Source organism: Amycolatopsis sp. WGS_07 (assembly GCF_045278895.1).
Lineage (GTDB): Bacteria > Actinomycetota > Actinomycetes > Mycobacteriales > Pseudonocardiaceae > Amycolatopsis.
The window spans coordinates 7,187,825-7,211,427 of sequence record NZ_CP136053.1; the positions used below are offsets into that span (position 1 = coordinate 7,187,825).

Genomic DNA, 23,603 nt, shown 5'->3' on the forward strand with positions numbered 1-23,603 from the left:
CGCAACGGCCAATTCCTCTCTGATTGTGCTCGTTCGGGGTCGCCCGGCCCCGGGAGGGCGCGCTGTCGCGTCGCGTGGCTGTCCCCCCGGTTGCCAGCTTCACCGGCAGACGTCGCACGGGGCCGGAAAATGTTACCGATTTCGGTTTTTGTCGCCGTAGGTCACATTCCTCGTAGTTTCGACCGGAATCTGATATCTATCTTCTGTTCACTGCGGGTGTGCCTGGGGGCGCCGGTCAGTGCGGGGAGAGCAAGAGGGGGAGTTCGAAGTGAAGCTGGTGCCGCGAGCCTGGCTTGGGCGTCCGCATTCGGCGCGGGCGGGCGCGGCAGGCGGGAAACAGCCATGAGAACCGCCGTCCGGATTCTGACCGCCAACGCGGCGTGGCTGGTCGTCGCCGGGGCCGTATTGCTGGGCACGGGATTCGTTTTCGTGATCACCGCTCCGCCCAACAGCGGCGCCAACATCGGCGCCGCCGGCTGCTTCACCCTCGGCCTGGGTGCTACCGGGCTGGCCCTGCTGCTCGGCGTGGCGGCGGCGTTCGTCCGGCTGCTGGCGGGCAGGGGCCCCGATGTCGAACTCCTGGCCTGGGAGAAGCGCCTCAGATGGTTGACCAGGTCCTCGATCGGCCTGTTCGCCGTCGCGGCCGTCGTGCTGAGCTGGGCGACTCTCGTCCTCGCCAACCAAACCGCGCCCGCCGGCGTGGCGAGCGGGATTATCGGGATGGAAAAGGCCTTCCCGATTTTCGTGAGCGGCCTCTGCATCGCGGGCGCCGGTCTCCTGGCCGGGCTTCCGCCGACGGTGCGTTACTGGTCGAGGCCGATGAACGATGTCGCACGCTGACCTGGTTCCGCCCCCGCGGCGCACCGACGCCAGTTGGCCGGAAGGACCCATCAGAACCGCCGCGCGGCTCATGACCACCATCGCAGTCGGGCTCATGGCGGCCGGGGCCGTGCTGCTGGCGGCGGGATTCGTCATGGTCATCACCCAGCGGCCCCATGCCGGTGTCAACTTCGGTGGCGACGGTGCGTTCTTTTTCGGTCTGGGCGCCACCGCGGGGGGCCTGCTGATCGGCGCGGCGGCGGCAGTGGCCTGGCTGCGAGCCCGGAAGCGCGAGCCGCGCGTCGCTACCCCTTTGCTGGCTTGGGAAAAGCGCCTCCGGTCCTTGACCGCGGCCGCGGTGGGCCTGATCGCTGCCGGGGCGGTCGTGCAGAGCGGGGGAGCCGTCGTCTTCGCCACCGGATACGCGGACGGCGGCACCAGGAGTGCTGTTCCGGCTCTCGTGACCGGCGTCTGCATCGTTGCCGCCGGTTTCCTGGCCGGAGTTCCGCCGACGGTCTATTGGTGGTCGAAGCGGAGGACCAGGGTTGACCGCTGACTTTGTCCACACCTCCGGTTGCGGCCCAGCTCTGCGAGCCAGCAGGAAGGAACCATGAGAACCGTTGCTCAGCGCTGGTCCACCATCGCGGTCCGGTTCATGGCGGCCGGGGGGCGTGCTGCTGGCGGCGGGATTCGTCATGATCATCACTCAGTCGCCCAACATCGGTGCCGGCGGCGCCCTCTTTTTCGGTCTGGGCTGCACCGGGTTGGGCCTTGTCGCTGGCCTAGCGGCGGCCGTGTCCTGGCTGCGGGGCCGGAAGAGCGAGCCGCGCGTCACTGCCCCTTTGTCGGCTTGGGAGAAACGCCTCAGGTTCTTCGCGGCGGGCTTGATCGCTGCCGGGACTGTCGTGCAGAGCGCGGGAGCAGTGAGTTTCGCCCACGAAACCGCGGACTCGGACTGGAGCGATACCTATGCGATGTTCGTGGTTGGCCTCGGCATTTCCGGCGCCGCCTTGCTGGCGGGAATTCCGCCCGCGCTGTATCGGCGGTCTGACCGTGCCCACACCACCAGGAAGGAACCATGAAAACCATCGCTCAGCGGCTGCCGGTCATCGCGATCCGGCTGATCGTCGCCGGGGACGTGCTGCTCAGCATGGGAGCCCTGATGGCGATCGCCGAGCCGTCCGGGCCCGGCGTCAATTTCGGTGCGGGCGGGTCCTTCATCCTCGGTCTGTGCGTGACCGGGGCGGGCCTGCTGCTCGGCATCGCGGCAGTACTGGCCCGGCTGCGGGGGAGCGGCGACCGGCCTCCGTCCGCGCGGCTCCTGCCCTGGGAACAGCGGCGGAAGCGATTTACCACAGTTGCGCTTGGCTTGAGCACCCTCGGGGCCGTCGTATTGGGTGCGGGTCCGCTCTTTTTCCGCGGGGAGCCGGGTACCGGCTTTGAACGTGACATTCCGGTATTCCTGGTCGGCCTCGGCATTTCCGGTGCCGCCTTGCTGGCCGGAATTCCGCCTGTCGTGTACTGGTGGTCGAAGCGGGGGGCCGGGATCGGGCAGTGACCGCGACCACATTCCCTGATGTCACATTCCCCGCTTACGCCCCGTCCTGGAGTCGTGAGGGAAGTCAGGGAGGGGGAGAGCGTCATGAAGTCCGTCATCGTGTGCACCTCCGTGTCGCACGGCAACACCAGGAAGATCGCCGACGTCATGGGCGAGGTCCTCGACGCCCGGGTGGTCACCCCGGAGCAGGTCGACCCGGCTGCGCTCGCCGGGTGTGACCTCGTGGGTTTCGGTTCGGGGATCTTCCTGGGTTCCTTTCACTCGCAGTTGCGCGAGTTCGTCCAGTCGCTGCCGCAAGAGCGGCGAGGCACCGCGTTCGTGTTCGCCACCAGCGGCTTCCCGGAAGCGCGGTTCCAGCCCTTCTTCCGTCCTCTGGTGCGGATGCTCGGGCAGAAGGGTTTCGAGGTGGTCGACACCTTCTCGTGCCGTGCGTGGGACACCTATCTTCCGTTCAAACCGATCGGCGGCATCAGGAAAGGACGGCCCGGCGCCGCTGACCTGGCGGCGGCGCGCATCTTCGCCGAAGGCCTGAGGACCGGTGCCGGTCGTTAGCAGCGTCTCGTTGGAATCCACCCAGTGCAGAAACCGCGTCACGGCTGTGGGTTTTCCGCGGAGCGGGTGAAATTGCGGTGGCCCTCGCGAGTAGATTGATCGTTGTCCCGGTCCACCGGGAAACGACCCCGTGAGATTGGGTCTGCAACGAGGGGAATCACATGCACAAGGGTTTTGTCATGTCCATCGGCCGTGCGGCCGTGGCGATCGGCGCGGTGACCGCGCTGGCGGCGTGTTCGTCGGAGGCCACCACGGCCCCGCCGGAAGCCGCTCGGCCTGAGGTCTTCGGCGCGGCCGGTTACCGCGGCATCGCACCGGGGATGGCCAAGGAAGCGGCGCTGGCCACCGGGAAACTCGCCAACGCCCCGGTTTCCGTGCTGGACGGCTGCACGGTCCTGAGCTGGCAGGGCGGCCCCGCGCCGGACCAGGCGAAGCTGGCCGCCGAGGCCGAGGCGGAGCGGAAAGCCGTCGATCTCAACTCCAAGGCGGACGCCGCGGACCAGGCCGCGAAGCAGAGCACGGGCGGGTCCGCCGCGGATTCGGCCAAAGCCGCGGCCAAGGACGCGGAGGCGGCCCAGCTGGCGGCGGACGCCGCGATGGCGAGCGCCGATCTGGCAGGCAAGCGGGAAGAGCGGGACAAGGCGTTCGCCGCCGCCGGTGGGGCCTCGTTCGGCAAGAACGGCTTGCACGAACTGGGCGCGCCGCCCGGGGCCAAGACCGCGGAGGGCATCGGCGCCGGATCCTCGCTGGCGGATCTGCACAAGGCGTACGACGCGCGCGGCCTGAAGGCTGGCAAGGCCGGGCGGTTCGAGCTGCCGATCGCGGAAAAGCCGGGCTGGAGCTTCGAGTTCACGCCCACTGCCGACGGCGCCGTCGGGGGAGTGGCGATCGTCGACACCGCGACGAAGTGCCGTTGACCTAGCGGCAGGGTCCATTGTGGATGGACGACGGTCTCCTTGCCGTAGCGGGCAAGGAGACCGTCGCTTCGGGTCAGTTGCCGAGTTCGGCGCCTGCCGCTTCGGCGTCGAAACCGGCGGGCCACCGGGTTTCGTGATCGATCTTCGCCCCGCGCAAGTCCGCACCGGACAGATCGGCTCCCGACAGGTCGGTGCTGCGCAGGATCGTTCCGCGCAGATCGGCCCCGACGAACAGCGCGCTGTCCAGCTCGCAGCCGACCAGGCTGCAGTTGCGCATGCTGGTCAGCACGAACGCCGCGGACCTCAAGTCCGACCACGACAGGTCGGCGCCGTCGAACCGCGCGTTTCGGGCCACCGCGCGCACCATGGAACCGCGCCGCAGGTCAGCGCCCCGGCCGTCGACCCGGATCAGGTTCGCGTCCGTCACGTCGAGCGCCTCGATCGGCGACGACAATTATTTCCGGCCGGAACAATGCTGGCGGACTGTTTCCGCGCCGTCCGTCAGGTGTGCCCGTTCCTGCGCGGCGATGTGCCTGTCCTGCTCGATAACGGAGATCCGGGGGGAGAGAGAGTTGTGTCCAGTCGCGACACGTTCTTCGCGGCTCCGCTGCGCACGCCGATCCATGTCCACATCGGATAGACGGACCCGAAGGTGTCCGTCGACGAGGCACAGGCGTGGCGGGACCACACCGTCGGCGAGTTCAGCCTCTGCACCTACCCGGCGGACTTTTCTCCTCGACCCGGGCCCGCTGCCACCGGCCGATCTGGTCGTCGAGGCGGTTCCGGAAGTGCTCGACATGCGCACGGCGAACCCGGACGCCGTCTTCGTGACCACGACGTCCGGGTTCATCGTCAACGCGCTGTTGTTCCCGTACCTCAACCGCGCCGTGAAACTGCTCCAGGACCGGCAGGCCACCGCGGACGAGATCGACGAGGTGATGACTCTCGCCTGCGGCGACCCGCTCGGCCCGATCCGGTTGCTGGACGTCGTCGGCCACCTCGCGGAGTTCGTGGCGGCCGGGTACTTCAGCGTCAAAAGCGGGGCTTCAGGCCGCATTGACGCCCGGGTCACGCGGGCTGTCCGAGCTGGGACAGCCCGGTGAGCCGGATGCCGGCGTGGGTCTGGTAGCGGCGGTTGACCCCGATCAGCAAGGCGGTCATCCGTTCGCAGACCCCGCTCAGGTCCAGCGGGCCGCAATCGATCGCCCGCAGTCCGGGAATCCGGGTGATCAGCGCGGCCGCGGCCTCCTTGTCCGCCTTCTGGTCGCCGCAGAGCAACACGTCCTCGTCCAGGTGCTGTGCGGTGTCCCGCAACGTGGCGGCGCTGACGGTCTGCAGCGCGGAGACGACGGAAACGCCGCGCGGCAACAGGTCTTGCGCCTGCTCCGCCGCTGAACCCGCCCAGGGGGTGATGGGCCGGAGGCCGCGGCGGCCGGGCACCATCGGCGCGGTGGTGTCGATCAGCAGCTGGCCCGGCTGAATGACGTTCGCGATCGAACGGACCGTCTCGATGTGCGCGCTGAACGGCACCGCGACGACGACCACGGGTGCGTCTTTGATCATTTCGGCGTTTTCGCCGCCGGACGCCCCGGGAAGTGGTGCCGCTGCGGCCTTCGCGGCGTCGGCGCGGCGGGAACCGATTCTGACGTGGACGCCAGCGTGTGCCCAGCGGGTCGCGAGCCCGAGGCCGAGCGCTCCGGTGCCGCCGACGATGGCGACGGTTTCGCTGTAGGGCGGATTGGGGTGCATGGGAGATCGCTTTCGTTCGCTTCTGAATGAGGTCATTCGCTGAGCGGGTGCGCCTGCCCGTCCCGTGCGGGCCCGACCCAGACGCTCTTGACGTTGGTGAACTGTCGGAGCCCGAAGGCGCCGAGTTCCCGCCCGTAGCCACTGCGCTTGACGCCGCCGAACGGCAGACGGGGGTCGGAGGCGACGATCCCGTTGACGAAGACGGCTCCAACGTCGAGGCGGGGGACGATGCGGTCGGCCCGGTCGAGATCGGTCGTCCACAGTGCGGCGCCGAGACCGAACTCGGTGGCGTTGGCGAGATCGACGGCTTCGGCCGAATCCTTTGCGCGCACGACAGCGGCGACGGGGCCGAAGGTCTCTTCAGCCGCGACTGCCATCGCCGGAGTGACCTGATCGAGGACGGCTGGCTGGAAATAGAATCCGGGCCCGTCCGGGACGGTGCCGCCGGTGACGACGCGGGCGCCGGCGGAGACGCTGCGGGCGACCTGGTCGACCAGATCGGCGCGGATGCTGGCCCGGGCGAGCGGGCCGACTTGGGTGCCGCGATCGAAGGGATCGCCGACGGCGAGCGCGGCGACCCCGGCCGCGAACGCTTCGGTGAACTCGTCGGCGACGGCGTCTTCGACGATGAAACGCTTGGCGGAGATGCAACTCTGCCCGGAGTTGAGCATGCGCGCGGTGACCGCTGCCGCGGCGGCCGCTGGCACGTCGGCGTCGGCGAGGACGATGAACGGGTCGGAGCCGCCGAGTTCGAGCACCTGCGGTTTGAGGTGCTGTGCGGCCAGCGCGGCGACCTTGGCACCGACCTCGGTGGAACCGGTGAGGGTCAGCGCGTGGACGCGGTCGTCGGCGATGAGGCCGGGCACCGCGTCGGGGCCGGCGAGCAGAGTGGTGAACAGGCCCGTCGGACAGCCGGCGCGGTCCCAGATGTCGGCGATCGCGAGTGCGCAGCGCGGGACGTTCGACGCGTGCTTCAGGACCGCGCCGTTGCCCGCGAGCAGCGCTGGCGGAGCGAAGCGGAACACTTGCCAGAGCGGGAAATTCCACGGCATCACGGCGAGCACCAGGCCGAGCGGGTCGTAGGCGATGTGGCTTCGCGCGGCCGTGGTCTCGACCGGCTGGCTGGCCAGCAGCGCCGGACCTTCGGACGCGTAGTACTCGCAGCACCACGCGGACTTCTCGACCTCGGCTTCCGCTTCGGCGATGGGCTTGCCCATCTCCTCGGTGATTAGCGCGGCAAGCCGGTCCCGGTCGGCGCGCAGCAACGCGGCGGCGCGCTGGAGGTGCTGGGCGCGGTCCTCGACCGGCGTCGACCGCCACTGGGCGGCCGCGGCGGTAGCCCGGGCGAGCGCGGTCTCGATCTGGGCCGGGCCGTGCGGGTCGAACCGAGCTAGCACTTGCTCGGTCGCAGGGTTGACGGAGGTGATCTGGCGAGCGGGCATGGTGTTGCTCCCGGGGTTGAGAGGGAAATGAACGGGGCAGGCGTGACTGATTCCGGGTCGGGGGTCGCCCCGGTGTCGCTCCTTGCGGAGAGAAGGTCAGGCGACGGCCTGCCTGCTGACCGATTCCGGATCCGGGCCGCTCCAGAGGACGTCGTCGGCGGCGACCCGGTCGTGCGCGGCCGGCGAGCTGAGTGCGTCGAGGACCTCGCGCGAGACCCGCAGGTACCAGTCCGCGACCTCGGCGGGGTAGTCCGCGTAGCTGCCGTTTTCGCGCAGCACCGGCCCTTCGACGGTCGGGATGTCGGTGCGGCCGTCGTAATCGACGGTGTAGGGCTTCCCGAGCCGGGACGCGGTGGGGGCGTCGATCGTGGCGTCGAGCTTGATCCAGCGGCCGTCGACGAAGGCTTCGCCGAGCGAGTGCCACGGCAGCGGGCGTCCGGCCGGTCCGCCCCACAGCACGCGGACCTCGGGGGAGAGGAATTCCATTTTCGGCGCGTCCAGTGCCTGGAAGGCGACGCGGGCCGGGATTCCCGCCGCGCGGGACAGGGCGACGAAAGAGCTTGCTTTGCCCATGCAGAAGGCGACACCGTGCTCGAGCACCGCGCTCGCGGCGGTCTCGCCCTGTGCGAGGTAGCGGAACGAGGCGAGGATGTCGTAGGGCAGGTCGCGGACGTAGTGGTAGATGCGGCCGAGTCGTTCGACGTCGGTGGCCGCGCCCGCGGTGAGGTCGCGGGCGGTGGAGACGACGAGCGGGTGGTCCGAGTCGAGGTACGCGGTCGGGCGGAGGTAGTCCTCGGAAGGCATGGCGGGGCTCGCTTTCTGCGCTGCGGAGGCGGTTCAGGCGGACAGGGCGTCGAGGTGCGGCAGGATCTGCTCGCCGACGACGTCGAGGTGGTCTGAATCCGCCACGTCCGGGATGGTGAAGAGGAAGTGGTTGATTCCCGCGTCCTGGTATTCGCGAAGGCGTTCGAGACACGCTTCGGGGGAGCCGGTGATGAGGCCGCTTTCCGGGATCGACTTGAACCGCGCGCGCAGTTGTCGTTGCGCCTCAGGCGATTCAGTGGGGGCGAGCAGCGTCGTCAGCGACAGCTGGAGAGTGGCCGGGTCGCGGTCGATCGCCTCGCACTCGCGGTCGAGCAGCGCCCGGCGTTCGGCGCATTTCGCGGCCGGCCACCACCGGACGTTGATGCCGTTCGCGTGCTGGACGGCGATGCGGCTGACCCGCAAGCCCTCGCCGCCGATCCACAGTGGAGGGTGCGGCCGCTGCACCGGCGGCGGGTCGCAGATCGCGCCGTCGATCTCGTAGAACTTGCCGTGGAACTGGGGGTTCGGCTCGGTCCAGACGCTGCGCAGCACCTGCAGCGACTCGGCGAGCGCGGAAACCCGGTCGCCGGTCGAGGGGAACGGAATCCCGTACGCTTCGAACTCCTGCTGGAACCAGCCCGCGCCGAGGCCGAGGTCCACCCGTCCGTCCGAGATCACGTCGAGGGTGGCGGCCATCTTGGCGAGGACGGCGGGGTAGCGGTAGGAGTTGCACAGCACGCTGGTGCCCAGCCGCAGCGTGCTGGTGTCCCGGGACAGCGCGGACAGGGCCGTCCAGCATTCGAGCAAGGGGATCGACGAGGAACCCTCGGCGGGCGCGTCCGCTTCGCCGCCGCCGGCGATCCCGGCGTCCCGGACGTAGTCGTCCGGGCTGAGGGTCAGGAAGTGGTCGCACAGCCACACCGAGCCGAACCCGTGGGACTCCGCGGTTTTGGCCACGCGGGCCATGTCCGGGTAGCTGCCCACGGACAGGCCGCGGATGGTCAGGGCGAGGATCAGCCCGGCGTGCGGGCGGTCCGGAGGAACCGGATCGGTCATGGGTACTGCCTTTCTGTTCGTTCGGTCATCCCGGCCGGGCCGCCGGAGAGGACGCGGGGGAGGGTCACGGCGAAGCCGTAGCGGTCCGGCCGGTAGTGGAAGACCACGACCTCCAGCGGCCGGTTCCGGTGGTCGAAGCTGATCCGGTCGAGGACGAGGACCGGGGCGCCCTCGTCGAGGTCCAGCGCCGCCGCGACTTCCGCGGACGCGCCGGCCGCGTGGATTTCGTGCCGGGCTTCGGCGATGCGGGTGCCCAGGCGCTGTTCCCACATCGTGTAGGTGGTTTCGGTCGCGGGTTCGGCCGACCGCAGGGGTTCCGCGGCGTCGAGCACCCGGGCCGGGAGGTGGATCGTCACCAGCGCGACCGGCTGCTCCCCGTCGCCGTAGCGACGGCGGATGACGAGCGCTTCCGGCTCGCCCATGACCTGGGCGACGTGCGCCGGCGCCGGTTCGATCCCGAAGCTCAGGACGTCGATGTGCGGGGTGACGCCGCGGTCGAGCAGGACCTCGGTGATCGTGCGGACGCCGGAGGACAGCTCCTGGTCCAGCGGTTCGGACACGAACGTGCCCAGCCCCTGCTTGCGCACCACCCAGCCCTGGGATTCGAGGACGCCCACCGCGGCCCGCACGGTGATCCGGCTCAGCCCGGACTCCGCGATCAGCTCCTTCTCGGTGGGCATCCGCGCGCCGGGCGGCAGCTGCTGCTTGATGATCTGGGCCTTGATCTGCTCCGCCAATTGCACCGTGGCCGGCGTGCGGCCCCGTTCGATCCGCAGGTCGGCGGCCGACAGGTCCAGGCGGGACTCGGAATCCGGATGGGATGTCATAAGTCGTATTGAACCGGTCGGCGGCCCGGAACCGCACGCCGACCGGCGCGGAAGGCAGGTCAGCGGGTTCGCCGCCGGCCGCCGAGCCTTGACACTGTGCATAAGACGTTTTATAACGTCTTATCGAAGGGGATGCAAGAGGCTCCCCGGCATTGCTCGCAGACTGGAGACACCGTGTCCGACAAAACCCCCGTGTCCGACGAGAACCCCGTGACCGTGATCGCCCGCTTCGCCCCGACGCCCGAGCGCGCCGCGCAATTGCGGGCGCTGCTCGAAGGGATGGTCGCGCCGACCCGCTCCGAGCCGGGCTGCCTTCTCTACAACCTGTTCACCTCTCGGGGAGACGACCCCGAGTTCGTGCTGATCGAGCGCTATGAGGACACGCCCGCGCTCGAGGCGCATCGCGCGTCGGCGCACTACAAGAACTACCGGGCCCAGCTGCCGGAGATGCTGGCCAAACCGATCGAGGTCACTGTTCTCGCGCCGGTCGACGTGCTCGACTGACTGCGGCACCCATCCCCGGCGTCGTGCTGACAGCTCAACGGAGAGCAGCTCAAAGGAGAGCACTGTGTCCGACCTGGAAAGCGGCCTGCCACCGCGCAAAACCCTTGCTCAACCCCGGACCGTCCGCAGGATCGACAAGACCAGCCGCCGCGCGCTGCTGGCGTCCTGGCTCGGATGGACGTTCGACGGATTCGAGACTTACGCGCTCGTGCTGGCGGGTTCGGCCGCCGTCGCCGGCCTGGGCACCAGCGCCCAGCTGGAACGGCTTCCCGCCTATGTCGGCGCGCTGGTGGCCGCGACCCTCGCGGGGTGGGCCTTGGGAGGGATCGTCGCCGGGTTCGCGGCGGACTACCTCGGCCGGCGGCGCACCCTCATCATTTCGATCCTCTGGTACGCGTTGTTCACCGGCCTGACCGCCCTGGCGCCCAACTACTGGTGGTTGCTGGCCCTGCGTTTCATCACCGGCATGGGGCTGGGCGCCGAGTGGGGCAGCGCGACGACGCTCATCGGCGAGCTGTGGCCCGATCGCAGCCGCGGGCGTGCGGCGGCGGTGCTGCAATCCGGTTTCGGCGTCGGCGCGGTGCTCGCCGCGGTCGCGTGGTTCCTGCTGCAGCCGGTCGGGGGCCAGGCCTGGCGGTACCTCTTCCTCGTCGGCACGCTTCCGGCGCTGGTCGTGCTTTACGTGCGCCGGGCGGTTCGCGATCCGGAAATCTGGACGACGATTCGCGACCGACGGCGCCAGGTCAAAGCGACGGTGGCCAACGGCGGGCAGGTCTCCGAGCAGGACCGTGAGCTGTTGCGTTCGCCGTTCGCCTCGGTGTTCAGCCAGCCCCACCTCCGCCGCCGTGCGGTCCGGCTGCTGGTGGTCACCGTGGTGTCGGTGATCGGTCTCTACGGGGTGTCGGCGTGGATCCCGCAGTACACCGCACAAGTGGCCGGACCCGCCTGGTCCGCGACCGCCGGGCTGGTCTTCAACGCGGCCTCGGTGCCCGGCTACCTCGTGCTGGGCTACCTGGCGGACCGGTGGGGCCGAAAACCCACGATGGTCCTGTACTACGTCGGGTCCGCGGTGATCCTTCCGGTCTTCTTCTTCGCGGTGAAGACGCCGGAAACCGCCCTGATCGCGGCCGGGGTCGCCGGGTTCTTCATCCTGGGACAGTTCGCCTGGATGCCGATCTACATGCCCGAACTGTTCCCGACCACGGGCCGCGCGACCGCGATCTCGGCGGTGTTCAATTCCGCCCGGATCGCGGGCTCGGCGGTCACGCTCTTCACGGGCGTGTTGATCAGCCTGCTGGGCGGCATCTCGACGGCGGCGACCACGGTCGGCCTGGCGTCGTATGTCATCGCGCTGGGGGTGATCTGGTTCGTGGGTCCCGAGACCAAGGGCCAGCCGCTTCCGCGCTGAGACCGGACGGTGTCGTGGGTGCCGGCTCGCGACACCGTCCGGACGGCTCAGCCGAAGTCCGCGTAGCGGCGGTCGCGCCAGGCCAGCGCCGCGCCCAGTCCCTTGGTCGCGACGAGTTCGGTGAACTCGGCTCGTTCCGGGGTCGCGGCCGAGTTGAGGACCGCGGCGATGTCGTGGTTGGCCGCCACGGCGTCGCGCAGTCCCATCGCTTCGTAGGCGCGAGTGAGGGCGCGTTTGGTGTAGCGCAGGATGGACAGCGGGGTCAGCGCGATCTTGCGGGCCAGGCTGTCCACAGTGGACTCCAGGTCCGCGGCGGGCACGACCCGGTTCACCAGGCCCAGTTCGAGTGCGCGCCGGGCATCCACGACGTCGCCGGTGTACAGCAGTTCGTTGGTGGCTTTCTGCCCGAGCAGGAACGGCATCAGCAGGGTCACCGGGCCGGAACCGAAGCGGATCTCGGGCTCGCCGAACTGCGCGTCGTCGGCGGCCACGAGCAGGTCGCAGGCCATCGCGAGTTCGCAGCCGCCCGCCAGGCACCAGCCCGACACGGCGCCGACGACCGGCTTCGCGAGGCCCCACACCTTCATCGTGAGCCCGATGTTGTTCTCCAGCCCCGCGTGCCATTGCTCGGCGGTCGAGATCCCGGCTTCGACCTCCTGCGAGATGTCGTAGCCGACGCTGAACGCCCGGTCGCCGCCGCGCAGGACGACGACCTTGACCGCGTCGTCCCGCTCGGCCTCGTCCAGCGCCGCGGTCAGCTCCCGCATGACTTCGACGGAAAGGGCATTGAGCTTCTTGGGCCGGTCGATGGTGAGCCAGGCGGTGTCGTCGCGGTGTTCGGTGCGGATGTATTCGGTCATCGGGTGCCTCCGGGGGTTTCGGGGGTGAGGGTGGCGCGGAGTGCGCGTTTGTCGACTTTGCCGACGGGGGTCAGCGGCAGGTGTTCGACGCAGGTGAAGGCGTCGGGCACCCAGAAGGAGGGGAATCTCTGGGCGATGTGGGCGCGCAGTTCGGTTTCGTCGACCTGGCGGCCTTGGCGGGGCACCAGCACGGCGACGGGTCGTTCTGTCCACTTAGGATCGGCGCGCGCCACGACGGCCGCGGCGGACACCGACGGATGTGTGCAGAGATGTTGTTCCAGCTGGGCGGAAACGATCCATTCGCCGCCGGACTTGATGAGGTCCTTGGCCCGGTCGTGCACCGCCAGCCGGCCCGCTTCGTCGAGCGATGCGACGTCGCCGGTGTCGAACCAGCCGTCCCGGTCGCCGACGACGAACGGTCCGCGCACCTGCAGCGCGCCCTGCTCGCCGGCAGGTGCGCACGACCCGTCGCCGCGGGCGATCCGGGCCTCGACCAGCGGCACGAACCTTCCGGCGCGGACGCTCGGGTCGGCCCGCTCGCAGGTGCTCACCGCGAGCGTTTCGGTCATGCCCCAGGCGGACGCGACCCCGGCACCGAGCACGTCCCGGACGAGGTCGACGACCGAGCACGGGACCGCGCTGCCCCCGGTGAGGATCTCGCGCACCACGAACGGCGGAACGGTGTCCAGTTCGGCGACGTGGCGGCACACGTCGAACCACACGGCGGGTACCGCCGCGGCCACCGTGATCCGTTCCGCGCTCAGCAGTTCAGCGATCCGCGCCGGTCCGAAGTCGCCGCCGGGCAGTACCAGCGACGCGCCGGTGAGTGCGGCGACGAACGGCAAGCCCCATCCGTTGACGTGACAGAACGGCACCAGCGGCAGCACCCGGTCCTCGGCTCGCAGCCCGGAGGCGTCGGCGGCGCCCTGGCTGAGCGCGTGCAGCACGACGTCCCGGTGCGTCACCTCGTAGCTCTTGGCCGGACCGGTCGTCCCGCTGGTGTGGAAGCGGAACGCCGCGACGTCCTCGTGCAGGCGCGGCAGTTCGATGTCGGCCTCGGCGGCGAGGTCCGCGGCCGAGGCGACCGTGATCCCGCGCCCGGCGAGTTCGGCGGCCGCCGCCCGGACGGCCGGTCCGGTCGCGCGGTGGCTGAGCGCTTCCTGGTCTACCACAAGGAGATCGAGCCGCCCGGCCTGCGCGACCATGGCCGTGCTGTCGAGCCGGAGGTTGAGGCTGGTAAGCGTCGCCCCGAGCAGCGGGACCGCGTACAGCAGTTCGAGGTGTTCGAGGGTGTTGAACGCCAGGACCGCGACGCGGTCGCCCGCGCGGATCCCGTAGCGGCTGTGCAGTCCGGCGGCCGTCCGGGCGATGGCGTCGGCCAGGTCCGCGAACCGGATCCGGGTGTCGTTCGCGACGACTTCGGAGCCGGGGTGGACGTGTTTCATCCGCCAGACGAGCCGGTCGAGAGTGAGCGGGACGCTCATGCTTCCGCCAGGGTCGTGGTGACCTCGACCGGGCCGGCGAGGGTGTCGCGGATCGGGGACCGGCGCTGGACCGCGGCGGTCAGGTCGGCTAATTCCTCCCGGCTCGCGGTCGGCGAGGCGGCGTGCACGGTCACGCGGATCTGGCGCGCGCCGGGCCGGGCGTCGTCGTCGAGGCCGAGGAACGCCTGGAGGTCGAAGTCCGCTTCCAGTTCCAGGCGCAGCGACGAGAGTTCGATGCCGCGGGCGGTCGCGTTGGCGGCGAAGGTGACCGAGTAGCAGCCGGCCAGCGCCTGCAGGATGTACTCGGCCGGGCTGGCGGCGCGGTCGGTGCCGAGCAGGGCCGCGGGTTCGTCGGATTCCAGGATGTAGCGGGAGGTGCGGCTGTCCACGGCCGCACCGGCCTGCCGCAGTTCGCCGGTGGTGGCGCGCTGGTGGCAGCCGCCCTGCCAGTCGGCGTCGAGGGCGAAGGTGACCTGGGCGAGTTCTGGTTGCTGCCGGACCGCTTCTACGGTGGCGGCGAGTGCGTCGCGGTCGATGCCGTTGGGGGCGGTGGCGGTCTGGGTCATCGGAGTTCTCCCATTTCGATCGTGCGGTTGTGCGCTGGGTCTTCCGTGCTGCGCCGGAAGGTTTCGGGGGCGAGGTACGCGCAAATGCCGGTGATGACGCTCAGCAGCAGGCAGTAGCCGACGACGAGCCACGGCCTGCCGTTGTTCGCGACGAGCAGGCTGCTGGCGATCAGCGGCGCGAGGCCGCCGGACAGCACGGAGCCGAACTGGTAGCCGATCGACGCGCCGCTGTAGCGCACGCCGGGCGGGAACAGCTCGGCGAAGAAAGCGGCCTGCGGCCCGTACATGGCGTCGTGGAACAGGTTGATCCCGACGACCATGGCGAGGGTGATGAGCACCGGGTTTCCGTTGTCCGCCAAGAGAAAGAACGGCGCGATGAACACCGCGCTGGCGATGGTGCCGAAGAGGTACAGCGGGCGCCGTCCCCAGCGGTCGGAGAGCCAGGCCCAGGCCGGGACCGTGGCGAGGCTGAGCGCCGACGCCACGAGCACCGCCCGGAGGCCGACCTCGTCGCTGGCGGAGCGGGCGATGTAGGCGATGCCGAAGGTCGTGTAGAGGTAGTAGAGCGCGTTCTGGGACAGGCGCATGCCAGCGGTCAGCCACACCGGGCGGCGCTGAGTCCGCATGAGTTCAGCGAGCGGGCGCTCGGGAAGCCGGTTCTCCGCCTTCATCCGCGCGAACGACTCGGGCTCGGCCAGCTTCGCCCGGATCAGCAGCCCGACGGCGACGAGCACGCCGCTGGCCAGAAACGGGACGCGCCAGCCCCAGGCGAGGAACTGCTCGGTGGTGAGCAGCGTGCGTCCGAGGGTGAACGCGCCGGCCGCCATGAGCATGCCCGCCGAGACGCCGATCTGGGTGAAGCTGCCGTAGAAACCGCGTTTGCCCGCCGGCGCGCTCTCGACCGAGACCAATGCCGCGCCGCCCCATTCGCCGCCGACGCCGAAGCCCTGCGCGAGCCGGAGAAACACCAGCAGCAGCGGGGCTGCTACGCCGATCGAGGCGTACGTCGGCAGGAGCCCGACGAGCGTCGTGGCGAAGCCCATGATGAGCAGCGAGGCGACAAGCATCGCCTTGCGCCCGATCCGGTCGCCGAAGTGCCCGCCGACGAGCGCGCCGAGCGGCCGGGCGAGAAACCCCACGGCATAGGTGCCGAACGCGGCGATCAGCCCGAGCGCGGGGGAGACGCCGGGGTAGAAGAGCGGGCCGAACACGAGTGCCGCCGCGCTGCCGTAGAGGAAGAAGTCGTACCACTCGATGGTGGTTCCGATGAAACTGCCGAGCGCGACCATGCGTGCCGATGGAGTGCGCCGCGTCGTTGCCTGCGCCATGGTTCTCACCGTTCTGTGTCGGTGGAAGTGCTGTGCCACAAGGAAAACATCGGGGCTAGCGGCGGACAACGACCAGCTCTCCACAGTGCTGTGCAGTTCTGCACAGCTCGGGTCGTGGGTTCACTGTGGACGGTGGAGGAGCGGGCGTTCGCGGACGAGCCCGTCGATCGCGGCGGAGACGGCGCGGACGCGGGCCAGTCGGGCGAGTGCGTGCGGGATCGGCCGGACTCCGTCGGTGCGGTCGCCGATCCGCGACGGAAGAAAGGCGAACCCGAGGCTTTGGCGGGCCGCGCGGATCTGGCCGGAGATGGTGCGGCTCCGGTACACCGGCCGGGCTGCGGGCGCTGTCTGGAAGAGGGTTTCAGTGCGGTGTCGTTCGGCGCGGTTCGGTTCGTGGGTTCATTGTGGACGGTGGAGGAGTGGGCGTTCGCGGACGAGCCCGTCGATCGCGGCGGAGACGGCGCGGACGCGGGCCAGCCGGGCGAGGGCGTGTGGGATGAGGAGCCAGTAGCTGTGCGGTACGGCGTGCGGGAAGGTCTCGATCGGCCGGAGTCCGTCGGTATGGTCCCCGATCCACGACGGAAGGAAGGCGAACCCCAAGCCTTGCCGCGCGGCGCAGATCTGGCCGGAGATGGTGTTGGTGCGATACACCGGACGGGCCGCGGGCACCGCCCGGAACAGGGTTTCTAGCGTCGGGGCGCACAGGGCGTCTTCGGTGTACCAGAGGAACGGTGCGTCGGCGAGGTCGTCCGCCGACGCGAGAGGGCCGTGGCTTTCGAGCAGTGCGGGCGCGGCGTAAAGGCGCAGTTCGTAGTTCGCCAGGAGCCGTGCGTCGACGGCGCGGGTGATCGGGCGTTCGATGGTGATCGCGAGGTCGAACTCCCGCGTGCTGAGCGACGCGTGCACGTTCGCGATCACGAATTCCAACGACAGCGCGGGAAATTCGCCGGCCAGCCGGTGCAGGCCCGGAGCCAGCAGGAAGGTGCCGAAGCCGTCGGGCGCGATGACGCGGACGGTTCCGGTCAGGTAGCGGCCCGTTTGCAGGCAGTCCTCGCGGGCGGCGAGCACCGCGGCTTCGACGGCTTCGGCGTGTTCGAGCAGCCGGGTTCCGGCCGCGGTGAGGGTCCAGCCGGAGGGTTCGCGGTGGAACAGCCGTTGCTCCGCGGTGCGTTCGAGGTGCGCGATGTGCCTGCCCACGGTGGTGTGGTTCAGGCCGAGGTGCTTCGCCGCCTCGGTCAGCCGCCCGCGGCGGGCGACTTCGAGGAAGATGCCCAGGTCGTCGGCGGAGATCATCGAGGTACCTCCCGGCGGGGTTCCGGAGGCGGGGAGGAGAGTCCGTGAGGGGAACCTTCACGGACTCCGATCCCCTCACGGACTTGAAAGCACGGTCAGCAGGTGCGGCCCTGCCCCGGCGAAGCAGCCCCGACCAGCACCGCGACATTGCCGAACACGTCCTCGCCCCGGCCCATCGCCGCGTGTGCGGCCGGGACTTCCGAGAACGGGACCGTCCGGCCGAGCACCGGGTCGATCGTTCCCGCGCGGACCAGGTCGTTGTACGCCCGGGCCTGCTCGTCGTTGGTGCCGTGCGAACCTTGCAGCCGCTTCTGCCGGGTCCAGTGGTAGCGCAGGTCCACCATCGCGTCGAAACCGGTCGTGCCCGCGCAGATCACGACCATCCCGCCGGGGCGGCACAGGAACACGCTCGTCGGGATCGTGGCGCCGCCGGGATGTTCGAAGACGATCGCCGGGTCTTCGCGCGCACCGGCGATCTCCCACAGCTTCTTGCCGAAGGCCCGTGCGTCCTTCGACCATTCCTTCTGCCCGGCGGTGTCGTCGACCAGCGGCGGCACGCCCCAGTGCCCGAACTCGCGGCGGTTGATATACCCGATCGCCCCGTGCTTCATCGCGAAGGCGCCGCGTTCGTCGTCGGAGACGACCGCGACAGCCCGGCCGCCCGCTGCCCGCACCATCTGGCACGCCTGGGTGCCGAGCCCGCCGGAACCGCCCCAGACCAGGACGAGGTCGCCGGACTGGAGCGTGTTGCCGGCCCAGCCGTACAGCATCCGGTAAGCCGTGGTGCCGACCAGCGTCGGCGCGGCGGCTTCCTCCCACGACAGGTGCTCGGCCTTGGGCAGCAGCTGGTGCGCCTGCACCCGGGCGAACTGGCCGAACGCGCCGTAGTTCGTGTCGTAGCCCCAGATTTTCGCGCTGGGCGCGATCATCGGGTCCCGGCCGGCCGCGATCCACGGGTCGTCCGCGTCCCAGACGCCGGGGTGCACGATCACGTGCTGGCCGATCTCGACGCCGGTCACGCCTTCGCCGACCGCGTAGACGATGCCCGAGGCGTCCGATCCGCCGATGTGGAAGTCCTCCGGCTCGCCGCGCTTGCGCCGCACCGCGATCTGGTCGACCGGGTAGCCGCGGGCGGCCCAGACGTTGTTGTAGTTGATCCCGGCGGCCATCACCCCGATCAGGACCTCGCCCGGCCCGATCCGCGGGGTGTCGACCACCTCTGGCCGGAACGCCTCCGCCGGGTCGCCGAAGCGGTCCTGGCGCACGACCTGGGCGTGCATCCGGGCGGGCACGACCCCCGGCGGCGGCAGTTCGCCGATCGGGACCGGCTCCGCCCCCGGGGTCGCGACGCTCGTGCGCTCTTCGTCGTCCATCGGTGCTTTCCTTCCTGAACGGGCTCGCGGTTTTCCGCCGCCGCAACGGGATCCGGGGAGTGCGCACCGGGTCTGCCGTTCTGCGCGCCGGGAACGATGCAGGCGACGCTAGAGGCTCCAGGGGACGCGAGTCATGAGAAGAAACGCTAAGTTTGGCGAAAGGTCCTCGAAAAAATCGCGAACGGCGGTGGCGGCATGGCAGCGGACGCGTCCCGGCGGCAGGCAGTACTGGACAAGGTTTTCGCGCGCAGGCACGAGCTGGCCGAGGACCTGGTGGCGGAGTACCGCCGCGAGATCCCCGAGTACGGCGAGCTGCCCGAACCGGTGCTCGTGCGGGACGTGACCGAGGCGGCCGTGCTCAACATCGAGTTCCTCGTGCGCAGCCTCGCCGACGACGCGCCCGTGGCCGACGGCGCGCACGAATGGCTCCGGCGCAGCGCCGCGCGGCGCGTGCACCAGCGGGTCAGCCTGCCGTCCTTGCTGCGCAGCTTCCGGATCTGGGGCATCCGGCTGTGGCAGGCCATGGACAAGCTGGCCGGGTCGGGCAAGGCGGGCAGGCTGCTCTCGATCGAACTGGCCGAGGCGACGATGGTGCACGTCGACCGCGTCTCGACCGCGGTGACCTCGGCGTACGTCCGGGAATCCGCCGCGGTTCCGGCGGACCGCACCGCGCTGCGCACCGACGTCCTGGAGACGCTGCTGACCGGCGAAGCGGTGAGCGAACAGGCCCGCAGGCAGAGCGCGGTGCTGCGGATGACTCTGCGCGGGCCGGTGCTGGTGGTGGTCGTGCAGCTGCCGCCCGGGGTCGATTCGACCATCGGCGTGCAGTCCGCGATCCGCGCGGTGCGCAACCAGCTCGCGCCGCTGGCGAGGGAGTTCCTGGTGGGCGCGCGGGAGTCCGAGGTCGTCGCGATCTGCTGCCTGGACGCGGCCGAGGACGTCCGCGAGATCGAGCCCGCGTGCGACCGGCTCGCCGACCCGGAGCGCGGCTGGGCGGTCGGAGTCGGACGCGCGGCGGAGGGCCTGCCCGGCGTACGCCAGTCGTACGCGGAGGCGCGCGAGGCTGCCGACCTCGGCGGACGGACACGAGCGGTCCGGTTCGGCGACGTGCTGCTCGACCGGCTCCTGCGCGCGCCGGGGCACACCGACGCGCTGCTGGAGGAGACCGTCCAGCCGCTGCTGGACTACGACGCCCGCAAGGGGCGCCGCTCCTGCCGACGCTGCGCGCGTACGTCGGCGCGAACTTCAGCCTGACCAAGGCCGCCGCCGAGTTGTCGGTCAACCCGAACACGGTGGTCTACCGGCTGCGGCGCATTCACGCGCTCACCCGGCGTGACCCGCTGCAGGTGGACGACCTGCTGTTGTTGTCGCTGGGCCTGCGGTTGTACGACTCGGGTGCCGCAGAGCTTTCGTAAAAACCGAGACAAAGCGACGGCTGTTGGACTACGACGCCCGCAAGGGGCGCCGCTCCTGCCGACGCTGCGCGCGTACGTCGGCGCGAACTTCAGCCTGACCAAGGCCGCCGCCGAGTTGTCGGTCAACCCGAACACGGTGGTCTACCGGCTGCGGCGGATTCACGCGCTCACCCGGCGTGACCCGCTGCAGGTGGACGACCTGCTGCTGTTGTCGCTCGGCCTGCGGCTATACGACTCGGGTGCGGCGGAGCTTTCGTAGGAACCGAGACAAAGCGGCAAGAAACTTCTCAGTTCCTCTCATGACGTGGGTTACTCGCGCCGCTTAGCGTCTCCCTGCGGCGGTACCGGTCCCCACCTCGGCTGCGCGCCGTCAGTCCACCCCACCTCGGCTCAAAGGAGAGTCCACGATGGGCGACACCATCGCGCCGTCCCCCCGGCGCACCGGGCGCGTTGTCCTCTCCGCGTTCCTGATCCTCGCTCCGGTCGCACTGGGCCTGGCCGTGCCGCTCTACCAGCGGACCGGCCCCGCGCTGGGCGGGATCCCGTTCTTCTACTGGTTCCAGATGGCCGCCGCCGTGCTCACGGCCTTGTGCACGACCGCCGTGTACCGGCTGCTGTTCGCCGGGGAGCGGGACGAGGAGGGCGAGGTATGACCTTCAACGCTGTCACCTTCACCGTTTTCCTCGTCCTGATCGCCGTCGTCACCGTCATGGGCTTCGTCGCCAGCCGGTGGCGGCGTGCCAAACAGGCCGACCGGCTCGACGAGTGGGCGCTCGGCGGCCGCACGTTCGGCCCGTTCGTCACCTGGTTCCTGCTCGGCGGTGACCTCTACAGCGCCTACACCCTCATCGCGGTCCCCGCGGCGATCTTCAGCATGGGCGCGTTCGGCTTCTACGCCGTGCCGAACGCGATCGTGCTGTACGCGCTCGGTTTCCTGTTCCTGCCCAAGCTGGTGTCGCTGGCGCACAAGAAGGGCTACGTCACCCTCACCGATTTCGTCAACGACCGCTTCGGGTCGAAGGCGCTCAGCCTCGCGATCACGATCACCGGGCTGCTCGCGACCCTGCCGTACCTGGCGCTGCAGCTGGTCGGCCTCGAGGTCGTGTTCGGCGCGCTCGGCATCGGCGGCTCCGGGTCGTGGTTCGTCCGGGACCTGCCGCTGCTGATCGCCTTCGGCGTGCTGGCCGCCTACACCTACTCCGCCGGGCTGCGCGCGCCCGCGCTGATCGCTTTCGTCAAGGACGGCCTCACCTATCTCGTCGTCATCGCGGCGGTGATCTGGGTGCCGATCAAGCTCGGCGGGTTCGGCGAGATCTTCCGCAAGGGCGGCGCGGCGCTCGCGGGCAAGACCACCTCGACGCTCGATCCGGCCATCGCGGTGAACCCGAGCGTCTACCTCACCCTCGCACTCGGTTCCGGGATGGCGTTCTTCCTCTACCCGCACGCGATCACCGGCGTGTTCGCTTCGCGGGGCGCGAAAACCGTGCGCCGCAACATGTCCGTGCTGCCGATCTACACCGTGCTGCTCGGATTCGTCGCGCTGCTGGGCATGATGGCGCTCGCGATGGGCGTCAAACCGCACGACGGCAACCCGCAGTACGCGGTGCCGCAGCTGCTGTCGGCGGTCTTCCCGCCGTGGCTCACCGGGGTCGCCTACGCCGCGATCGCGATGAGCGCGCTGGTCCCGGCGGCGATCATGGCCATCGCGGCGGGCAACCTGGTGAGCCGCAACCTGTACCGCCAGTACCGGACGAAGCCGGTCAGCGCGAAGTCGGAGACACTGGTGTCGAAGGTCGTCTCGGTGCTGGTGAAGGTCGGCGCGCTGGTGTTCGTGCTCACCCTCGACGCGAAGTTCGCGCTGAACTTCCAGCTGCTGGGCGGGATCTGGATCCTGCAGACCCTGCCTACCGTCCTTTTCGGACTCTTCACCAAGCGGTTCGCCGACCGCCGCGCGCTGCTGGCCGGCCTGCTGGTGTCGGTGGTCTACGGCACCTGGGCCGCCTACCAGGTGAAGTCGGCGACCGGCGGCCCGTTCGGCGGGTCGACCGCGAAGCCGTTCTTCCTCGACAGCCCCATCTACATCGCGATCTCCGCACTGGCCTTGAACTTCGCGGTGGTCGTGCTGGGCAGCGTCCTCGCCCGGGCGCTGGGCGCGCACCCGCGGGCCGCCGGCGTGGCCGAAGAGCCGGTCGCCGCCTCGAACTGACCTGTCGTCCCCCTGTAGGAGGAGCATTCCCGATGACACCCGGCATCCGCGTGTCCGACCGGGGCGCCGTGCGCGTCCTGACCATCCACAACCCCGCCAAACGCGGTGCGTTCTCCGGAGACATGGCTCCGGCCCTGCTGCGCGAACTCGACCGCGCGGACGCCGATCCGGCGGTGCGCGCCATCGTCGTCACCGGGACCGGCGGCTGCTTCTCCTCCGGGCACGACCTGCGGGAAGTGCTGGAGAAGCCGGAAACCGCGGGCGACCCGGCCGCCAACGCCGCGTTCGGCAGGCCCGCCGAGATCCTGACCCCGGTGATCGCGGCGGTCGACGGCGCGGCGTACGCGGCGGGGTTCATCCTGGCGCTCAACTGCGATCTGCGGGTCGCGAGCCGGGACGCCCGGTTCTGCGCGGTGGGCGCGGCGATCGGCCTGGTGCCGGTCGGCGGCCAGCTGAGCAGGCTTCTCGACCTGGTCGGTTACCCGGTCGCCTACCGCTGGCTCGCCACCGCCGCCCCGTTCGGCGCCGAGGAAGCCCAGCGGCACGGCTTTGTCACCCACGTCCACGACGGTCCGGAAGCTCTCGACGGAGCGCTCGAACTCGCCGAATCCGTCGCCGCGGTCTCGCCCGCGGTGGTCGCCGCGGTGAAGGCCGGGCTCAAGCACAGCCTGCGGCACGGCACGGAGGCCGGTCTCGCCGCCGAACCGGCGCTCGCCGCGCTGGTCCGGGAGTTGCCCGACGGCGACGAAGGCGTGTCCTCCTTCCTCGAACGCCGCCCGCCCGCCTATCCGGACCACCCGCGCGACCACCACGACCGCATTGCCGAGGTGCTGTCGTGACGACGGTTTCCCTGTCCGGCGAACGGCTGCGCGAGGACGAGATCCGCGAGCTGGCCATCCGGTACGGCGTACCGGCCAATCCGGTCGTGTTCGCCGCTTCGCCCGCCGAAGCCGGAAGGGCGGCGGAGCGGATCGGCCGCCCGGTCGCACTCAAGCTCGTCGCGGACGGCGTCGTGCACAAGAGCAAGGCGGGCGGTGTGCTGCTCGGCGTCGAGCCGCCGGACGTGGCCGCCGCGGTCGAAAAGCTGTTCGCCGCACAGGAAGCGCGCGGGGTCACGGTGCGCGGCGTGACGGTCGAGGCGATGGTCGAACCCGGGCCGGAGGCGGTCGTCGGCGCCCTGCACGATCCGGGGTTCGGCCCGGTGGTCATGGTCGGGTCCGGGGAGTGGACGTCGAAACCCTCGGCGACATCGCGTTCGCGCTCGCCCCGCTCGATCTCGCCGGAGCCGCCGCGCTGATCGGCCGGACCAGGATCGGTGCGGTGCTGCGCCGCCGGTTCCCGGCCGCGCACGCGGCGCTGGCCGACCTGCTCGTACGGGTCGGCGGCGCGGACGGGCTGCTGCTGTCCGAACCGGTCGACCAGATCGACTTCAACCCAGTCGT

General features: G+C 70.2%; 28 protein-coding genes and 1 pseudogene. 16 read left to right on the plus strand and 13 right to left on the minus strand.

Going from position 1 to position 23,603, the window contains the following annotated elements:
* The first annotated feature begins 342 nt into the window (after window positions 1-342).
* From RPX00_RS33755 to RPX00_RS33780, 6 genes are all read left to right on the plus strand, one after another.
* Window positions 343-840, plus strand: a complete 498-nt coding sequence (locus RPX00_RS33755) for a hypothetical protein (RefSeq protein ID WP_406631451.1) — start codon at window positions 343-345, stop codon at window positions 838-840.
* A gap of 70 nt (window positions 841-910) precedes the next feature.
* Window positions 911-1,375 (plus strand): hypothetical protein, encoded by a 465-nt coding sequence (locus tag RPX00_RS33760; protein WP_406631453.1) that lies wholly within the window; start codon window positions 911-913, stop codon window positions 1,373-1,375.
* Window positions 1,376-1,514: 139 nt separating this feature from the next.
* Window positions 1,515-1,901: a hypothetical protein gene (locus RPX00_RS33765; RefSeq protein WP_406631455.1), complete on the plus strand. Its 387-nt coding sequence runs from the start codon at window positions 1,515-1,517 to the stop codon at window positions 1,899-1,901.
* Entirely contained in the window at window positions 1,898-2,377 is a 480-nt protein-coding gene (locus RPX00_RS33770; RefSeq protein ID WP_406631457.1) for a hypothetical protein, read from the plus strand. The genes RPX00_RS33765 and RPX00_RS33770 overlap by 4 nt, the downstream gene beginning before the upstream one ends.
* A gap of 84 nt (window positions 2,378-2,461) precedes the next feature.
* Window positions 2,462-2,929 carry a flavodoxin family protein gene (locus RPX00_RS33775; protein WP_406631459.1) on the plus strand — a complete coding sequence of 156 codons (468 nt, stop codon included), beginning with the start codon at window positions 2,462-2,464 and terminating at the stop codon, window positions 2,927-2,929.
* 179 nt (window positions 2,930-3,108) lie between these two features.
* Window positions 3,109-3,846, plus strand: coding sequence for a hypothetical protein (locus RPX00_RS33780; protein WP_406631461.1), 738 nt, complete (start codon window positions 3,109-3,111; stop codon window positions 3,844-3,846).
* Window positions 3,847-3,919: 73 nt separating this feature from the next.
* Here the strand turns inward: RPX00_RS33780 and RPX00_RS33785 are convergent, their stop codons facing one another.
* Window positions 3,920-4,300: a pentapeptide repeat-containing protein gene (locus RPX00_RS33785; protein ID WP_406631463.1), complete on the minus strand. Its 381-nt coding sequence runs from the start codon at window positions 4,298-4,300 to the stop codon at window positions 3,920-3,922.
* Window positions 4,301-4,643: 343 nt separating this feature from the next.
* Between RPX00_RS33785 and RPX00_RS33790 the strand changes: the two genes are divergently transcribed.
* Window positions 4,644-4,949: a 3-hydroxyacyl-CoA dehydrogenase family protein gene (locus tag RPX00_RS33790; RefSeq protein ID WP_406631465.1), complete on the plus strand. Its 306-nt coding sequence runs from the start codon at window positions 4,644-4,646 to the stop codon at window positions 4,947-4,949.
* On the opposite strand, the gene npdG is transcribed toward RPX00_RS33790, so the two are convergent.
* The 5 genes from npdG to RPX00_RS33815 all read right to left on the minus strand — a co-directional run bounded on the left by npdG (window position 4,915) and on the right by RPX00_RS33815 (window position 9,724).
* Complete coding sequence (gene npdG, locus RPX00_RS33795; protein ID WP_406631467.1) at window positions 4,915-5,595, minus strand: NADPH-dependent F420 reductase; 681 nt, start codon at window positions 5,593-5,595, stop codon at window positions 4,915-4,917. The genes RPX00_RS33790 and npdG overlap by 35 nt on opposite strands.
* Before the next feature lie 32 nt (window positions 5,596-5,627).
* Window positions 5,628-7,037 carry an NAD-dependent succinate-semialdehyde dehydrogenase gene (locus RPX00_RS33800; RefSeq protein WP_406631469.1) on the minus strand — a complete coding sequence of 470 codons (1,410 nt, stop codon included), beginning with the start codon at window positions 7,035-7,037 and terminating at the stop codon, window positions 5,628-5,630.
* Window positions 7,038-7,133: 96 nt separating this feature from the next.
* A complete protein-coding gene (locus tag RPX00_RS33805; protein ID WP_406631471.1) occupies window positions 7,134-7,841 on the minus strand; it encodes a transglutaminase family protein in 708 nt (235 codons plus the stop codon).
* A gap of 33 nt (window positions 7,842-7,874) precedes the next feature.
* Window positions 7,875-8,897, minus strand: coding sequence for a TIGR03619 family F420-dependent LLM class oxidoreductase (locus RPX00_RS33810; RefSeq protein ID WP_406631473.1), 1,023 nt, complete (start codon window positions 8,895-8,897; stop codon window positions 7,875-7,877).
* Complete coding sequence (locus tag RPX00_RS33815; RefSeq protein WP_406631475.1) at window positions 8,894-9,724, minus strand: GntR family transcriptional regulator; 831 nt, start codon at window positions 9,722-9,724, stop codon at window positions 8,894-8,896. The genes RPX00_RS33810 and RPX00_RS33815 overlap by 4 nt, the downstream gene beginning before the upstream one ends.
* Window positions 9,725-9,934: 210 nt before the next feature.
* On the opposite strand from RPX00_RS33815, the gene RPX00_RS33820 reads away from it, so the two are divergent.
* Both RPX00_RS33820 and RPX00_RS33825 read left to right on the plus strand, forming a co-directional pair.
* Window positions 9,935-10,228 (plus strand): putative quinol monooxygenase, encoded by a 294-nt coding sequence (locus RPX00_RS33820; protein ID WP_406631477.1) that lies wholly within the window; start codon window positions 9,935-9,937, stop codon window positions 10,226-10,228.
* A gap of 64 nt (window positions 10,229-10,292) precedes the next feature.
* The gene (locus tag RPX00_RS33825) at window positions 10,293-11,636 is read left to right on the plus strand and encodes an MFS transporter (protein ID WP_406631479.1); all 1,344 of its coding nucleotides are present in this window, start codon (window positions 10,293-10,295) and stop codon (window positions 11,634-11,636) included.
* Between the two features lie 47 nt (window positions 11,637-11,683).
* On the opposite strand, the gene RPX00_RS33830 is transcribed toward RPX00_RS33825, so the two are convergent.
* From RPX00_RS33830 to ccrA, 7 genes are all read right to left on the minus strand, one after another.
* The gene (locus RPX00_RS33830) at window positions 11,684-12,496 is read right to left on the minus strand and encodes an enoyl-CoA hydratase/isomerase family protein (RefSeq protein WP_406631481.1); all 813 of its coding nucleotides are present in this window, start codon (window positions 12,494-12,496) and stop codon (window positions 11,684-11,686) included.
* On the minus strand, window positions 12,493-13,980 hold the full coding sequence (locus RPX00_RS33835; RefSeq protein ID WP_406631483.1) for an AMP-binding protein: 1,488 nt from the start codon (window positions 13,978-13,980) through the stop codon (window positions 12,493-12,495). The genes RPX00_RS33830 and RPX00_RS33835 overlap by 4 nt, the downstream gene beginning before the upstream one ends.
* Window positions 13,977-14,546, minus strand: a complete 570-nt coding sequence (locus tag RPX00_RS33840) for an OsmC family protein (RefSeq protein WP_406631485.1) — start codon at window positions 14,544-14,546, stop codon at window positions 13,977-13,979. Before RPX00_RS33840 ends, RPX00_RS33835 begins: the two co-directional genes overlap by 4 nt.
* On the minus strand, window positions 14,543-15,874 hold the full coding sequence (locus tag RPX00_RS33845; RefSeq protein ID WP_406631487.1) for an MFS transporter: 1,332 nt from the start codon (window positions 15,872-15,874) through the stop codon (window positions 14,543-14,545). Before RPX00_RS33845 ends, RPX00_RS33840 begins: the two co-directional genes overlap by 4 nt.
* A 120-nt stretch (window positions 15,875-15,994) precedes the next feature.
* Window positions 15,995-16,201, minus strand: a complete 207-nt coding sequence (locus tag RPX00_RS33850) for a hypothetical protein (RefSeq protein ID WP_406631489.1) — start codon at window positions 16,199-16,201, stop codon at window positions 15,995-15,997.
* A gap of 72 nt (window positions 16,202-16,273) precedes the next feature.
* Window positions 16,274-17,167, minus strand: coding sequence for a LysR family transcriptional regulator (locus tag RPX00_RS33855; protein WP_406631491.1), 894 nt, complete (start codon window positions 17,165-17,167; stop codon window positions 16,274-16,276).
* 95 nt (window positions 17,168-17,262) lie between these two features.
* Window positions 17,263-18,540, minus strand: a complete 1,278-nt coding sequence (ccrA, locus tag RPX00_RS33860; protein WP_406631493.1) for a crotonyl-CoA carboxylase/reductase — start codon at window positions 18,538-18,540, stop codon at window positions 17,263-17,265.
* A 195-nt stretch (window positions 18,541-18,735) separates the two neighbouring features.
* On the opposite strand from ccrA, the gene RPX00_RS33865 reads away from it, so the two are divergent.
* The 7 genes and pseudogenes from RPX00_RS33865 to RPX00_RS33895 all read left to right on the plus strand — a co-directional run.
* Window positions 18,736-19,794, plus strand: a complete 1,059-nt coding sequence (locus RPX00_RS33865) for a PucR family transcriptional regulator (RefSeq protein WP_406631495.1) — start codon at window positions 18,736-18,738, stop codon at window positions 19,792-19,794.
* Window positions 19,791-19,955 (plus strand): helix-turn-helix domain-containing protein, encoded by a 165-nt coding sequence (locus RPX00_RS33870; protein WP_406643180.1) that lies wholly within the window; start codon window positions 19,791-19,793, stop codon window positions 19,953-19,955. Before RPX00_RS33865 ends, RPX00_RS33870 begins: the two co-directional genes overlap by 4 nt.
* Window positions 19,936-20,214, plus strand: a complete 279-nt coding sequence (locus tag RPX00_RS33875) for a helix-turn-helix domain-containing protein (RefSeq protein ID WP_406631497.1) — start codon at window positions 19,936-19,938, stop codon at window positions 20,212-20,214. Before RPX00_RS33870 ends, RPX00_RS33875 begins: the two co-directional genes overlap by 20 nt.
* 148 nt (window positions 20,215-20,362) lie before the next feature.
* A complete protein-coding gene (locus RPX00_RS33880; RefSeq protein ID WP_406631499.1) occupies window positions 20,363-20,608 on the plus strand; it encodes a DUF3311 domain-containing protein in 246 nt (81 codons plus the stop codon).
* Complete coding sequence (gene mctP / locus RPX00_RS33885; protein ID WP_406631501.1) at window positions 20,605-22,161, plus strand: monocarboxylate uptake permease MctP; 1,557 nt, start codon at window positions 20,605-20,607, stop codon at window positions 22,159-22,161. Before RPX00_RS33880 ends, mctP begins: the two co-directional genes overlap by 4 nt.
* 32 nt (window positions 22,162-22,193) lie before the next feature.
* Window positions 22,194-23,000 (plus strand): enoyl-CoA hydratase/isomerase family protein, encoded by an 807-nt coding sequence (locus RPX00_RS33890; protein WP_406631503.1) that lies wholly within the window; start codon window positions 22,194-22,196, stop codon window positions 22,998-23,000.
* A pseudogene (locus RPX00_RS33895) lies at window positions 22,997-23,580 on the plus strand (acetate--CoA ligase family protein); the annotation flags it as partial. The gene RPX00_RS33890 and the pseudogene RPX00_RS33895, both read left to right, overlap by 4 nt.
* Window positions 23,581-23,603: the final 23 nt, after the last annotated feature.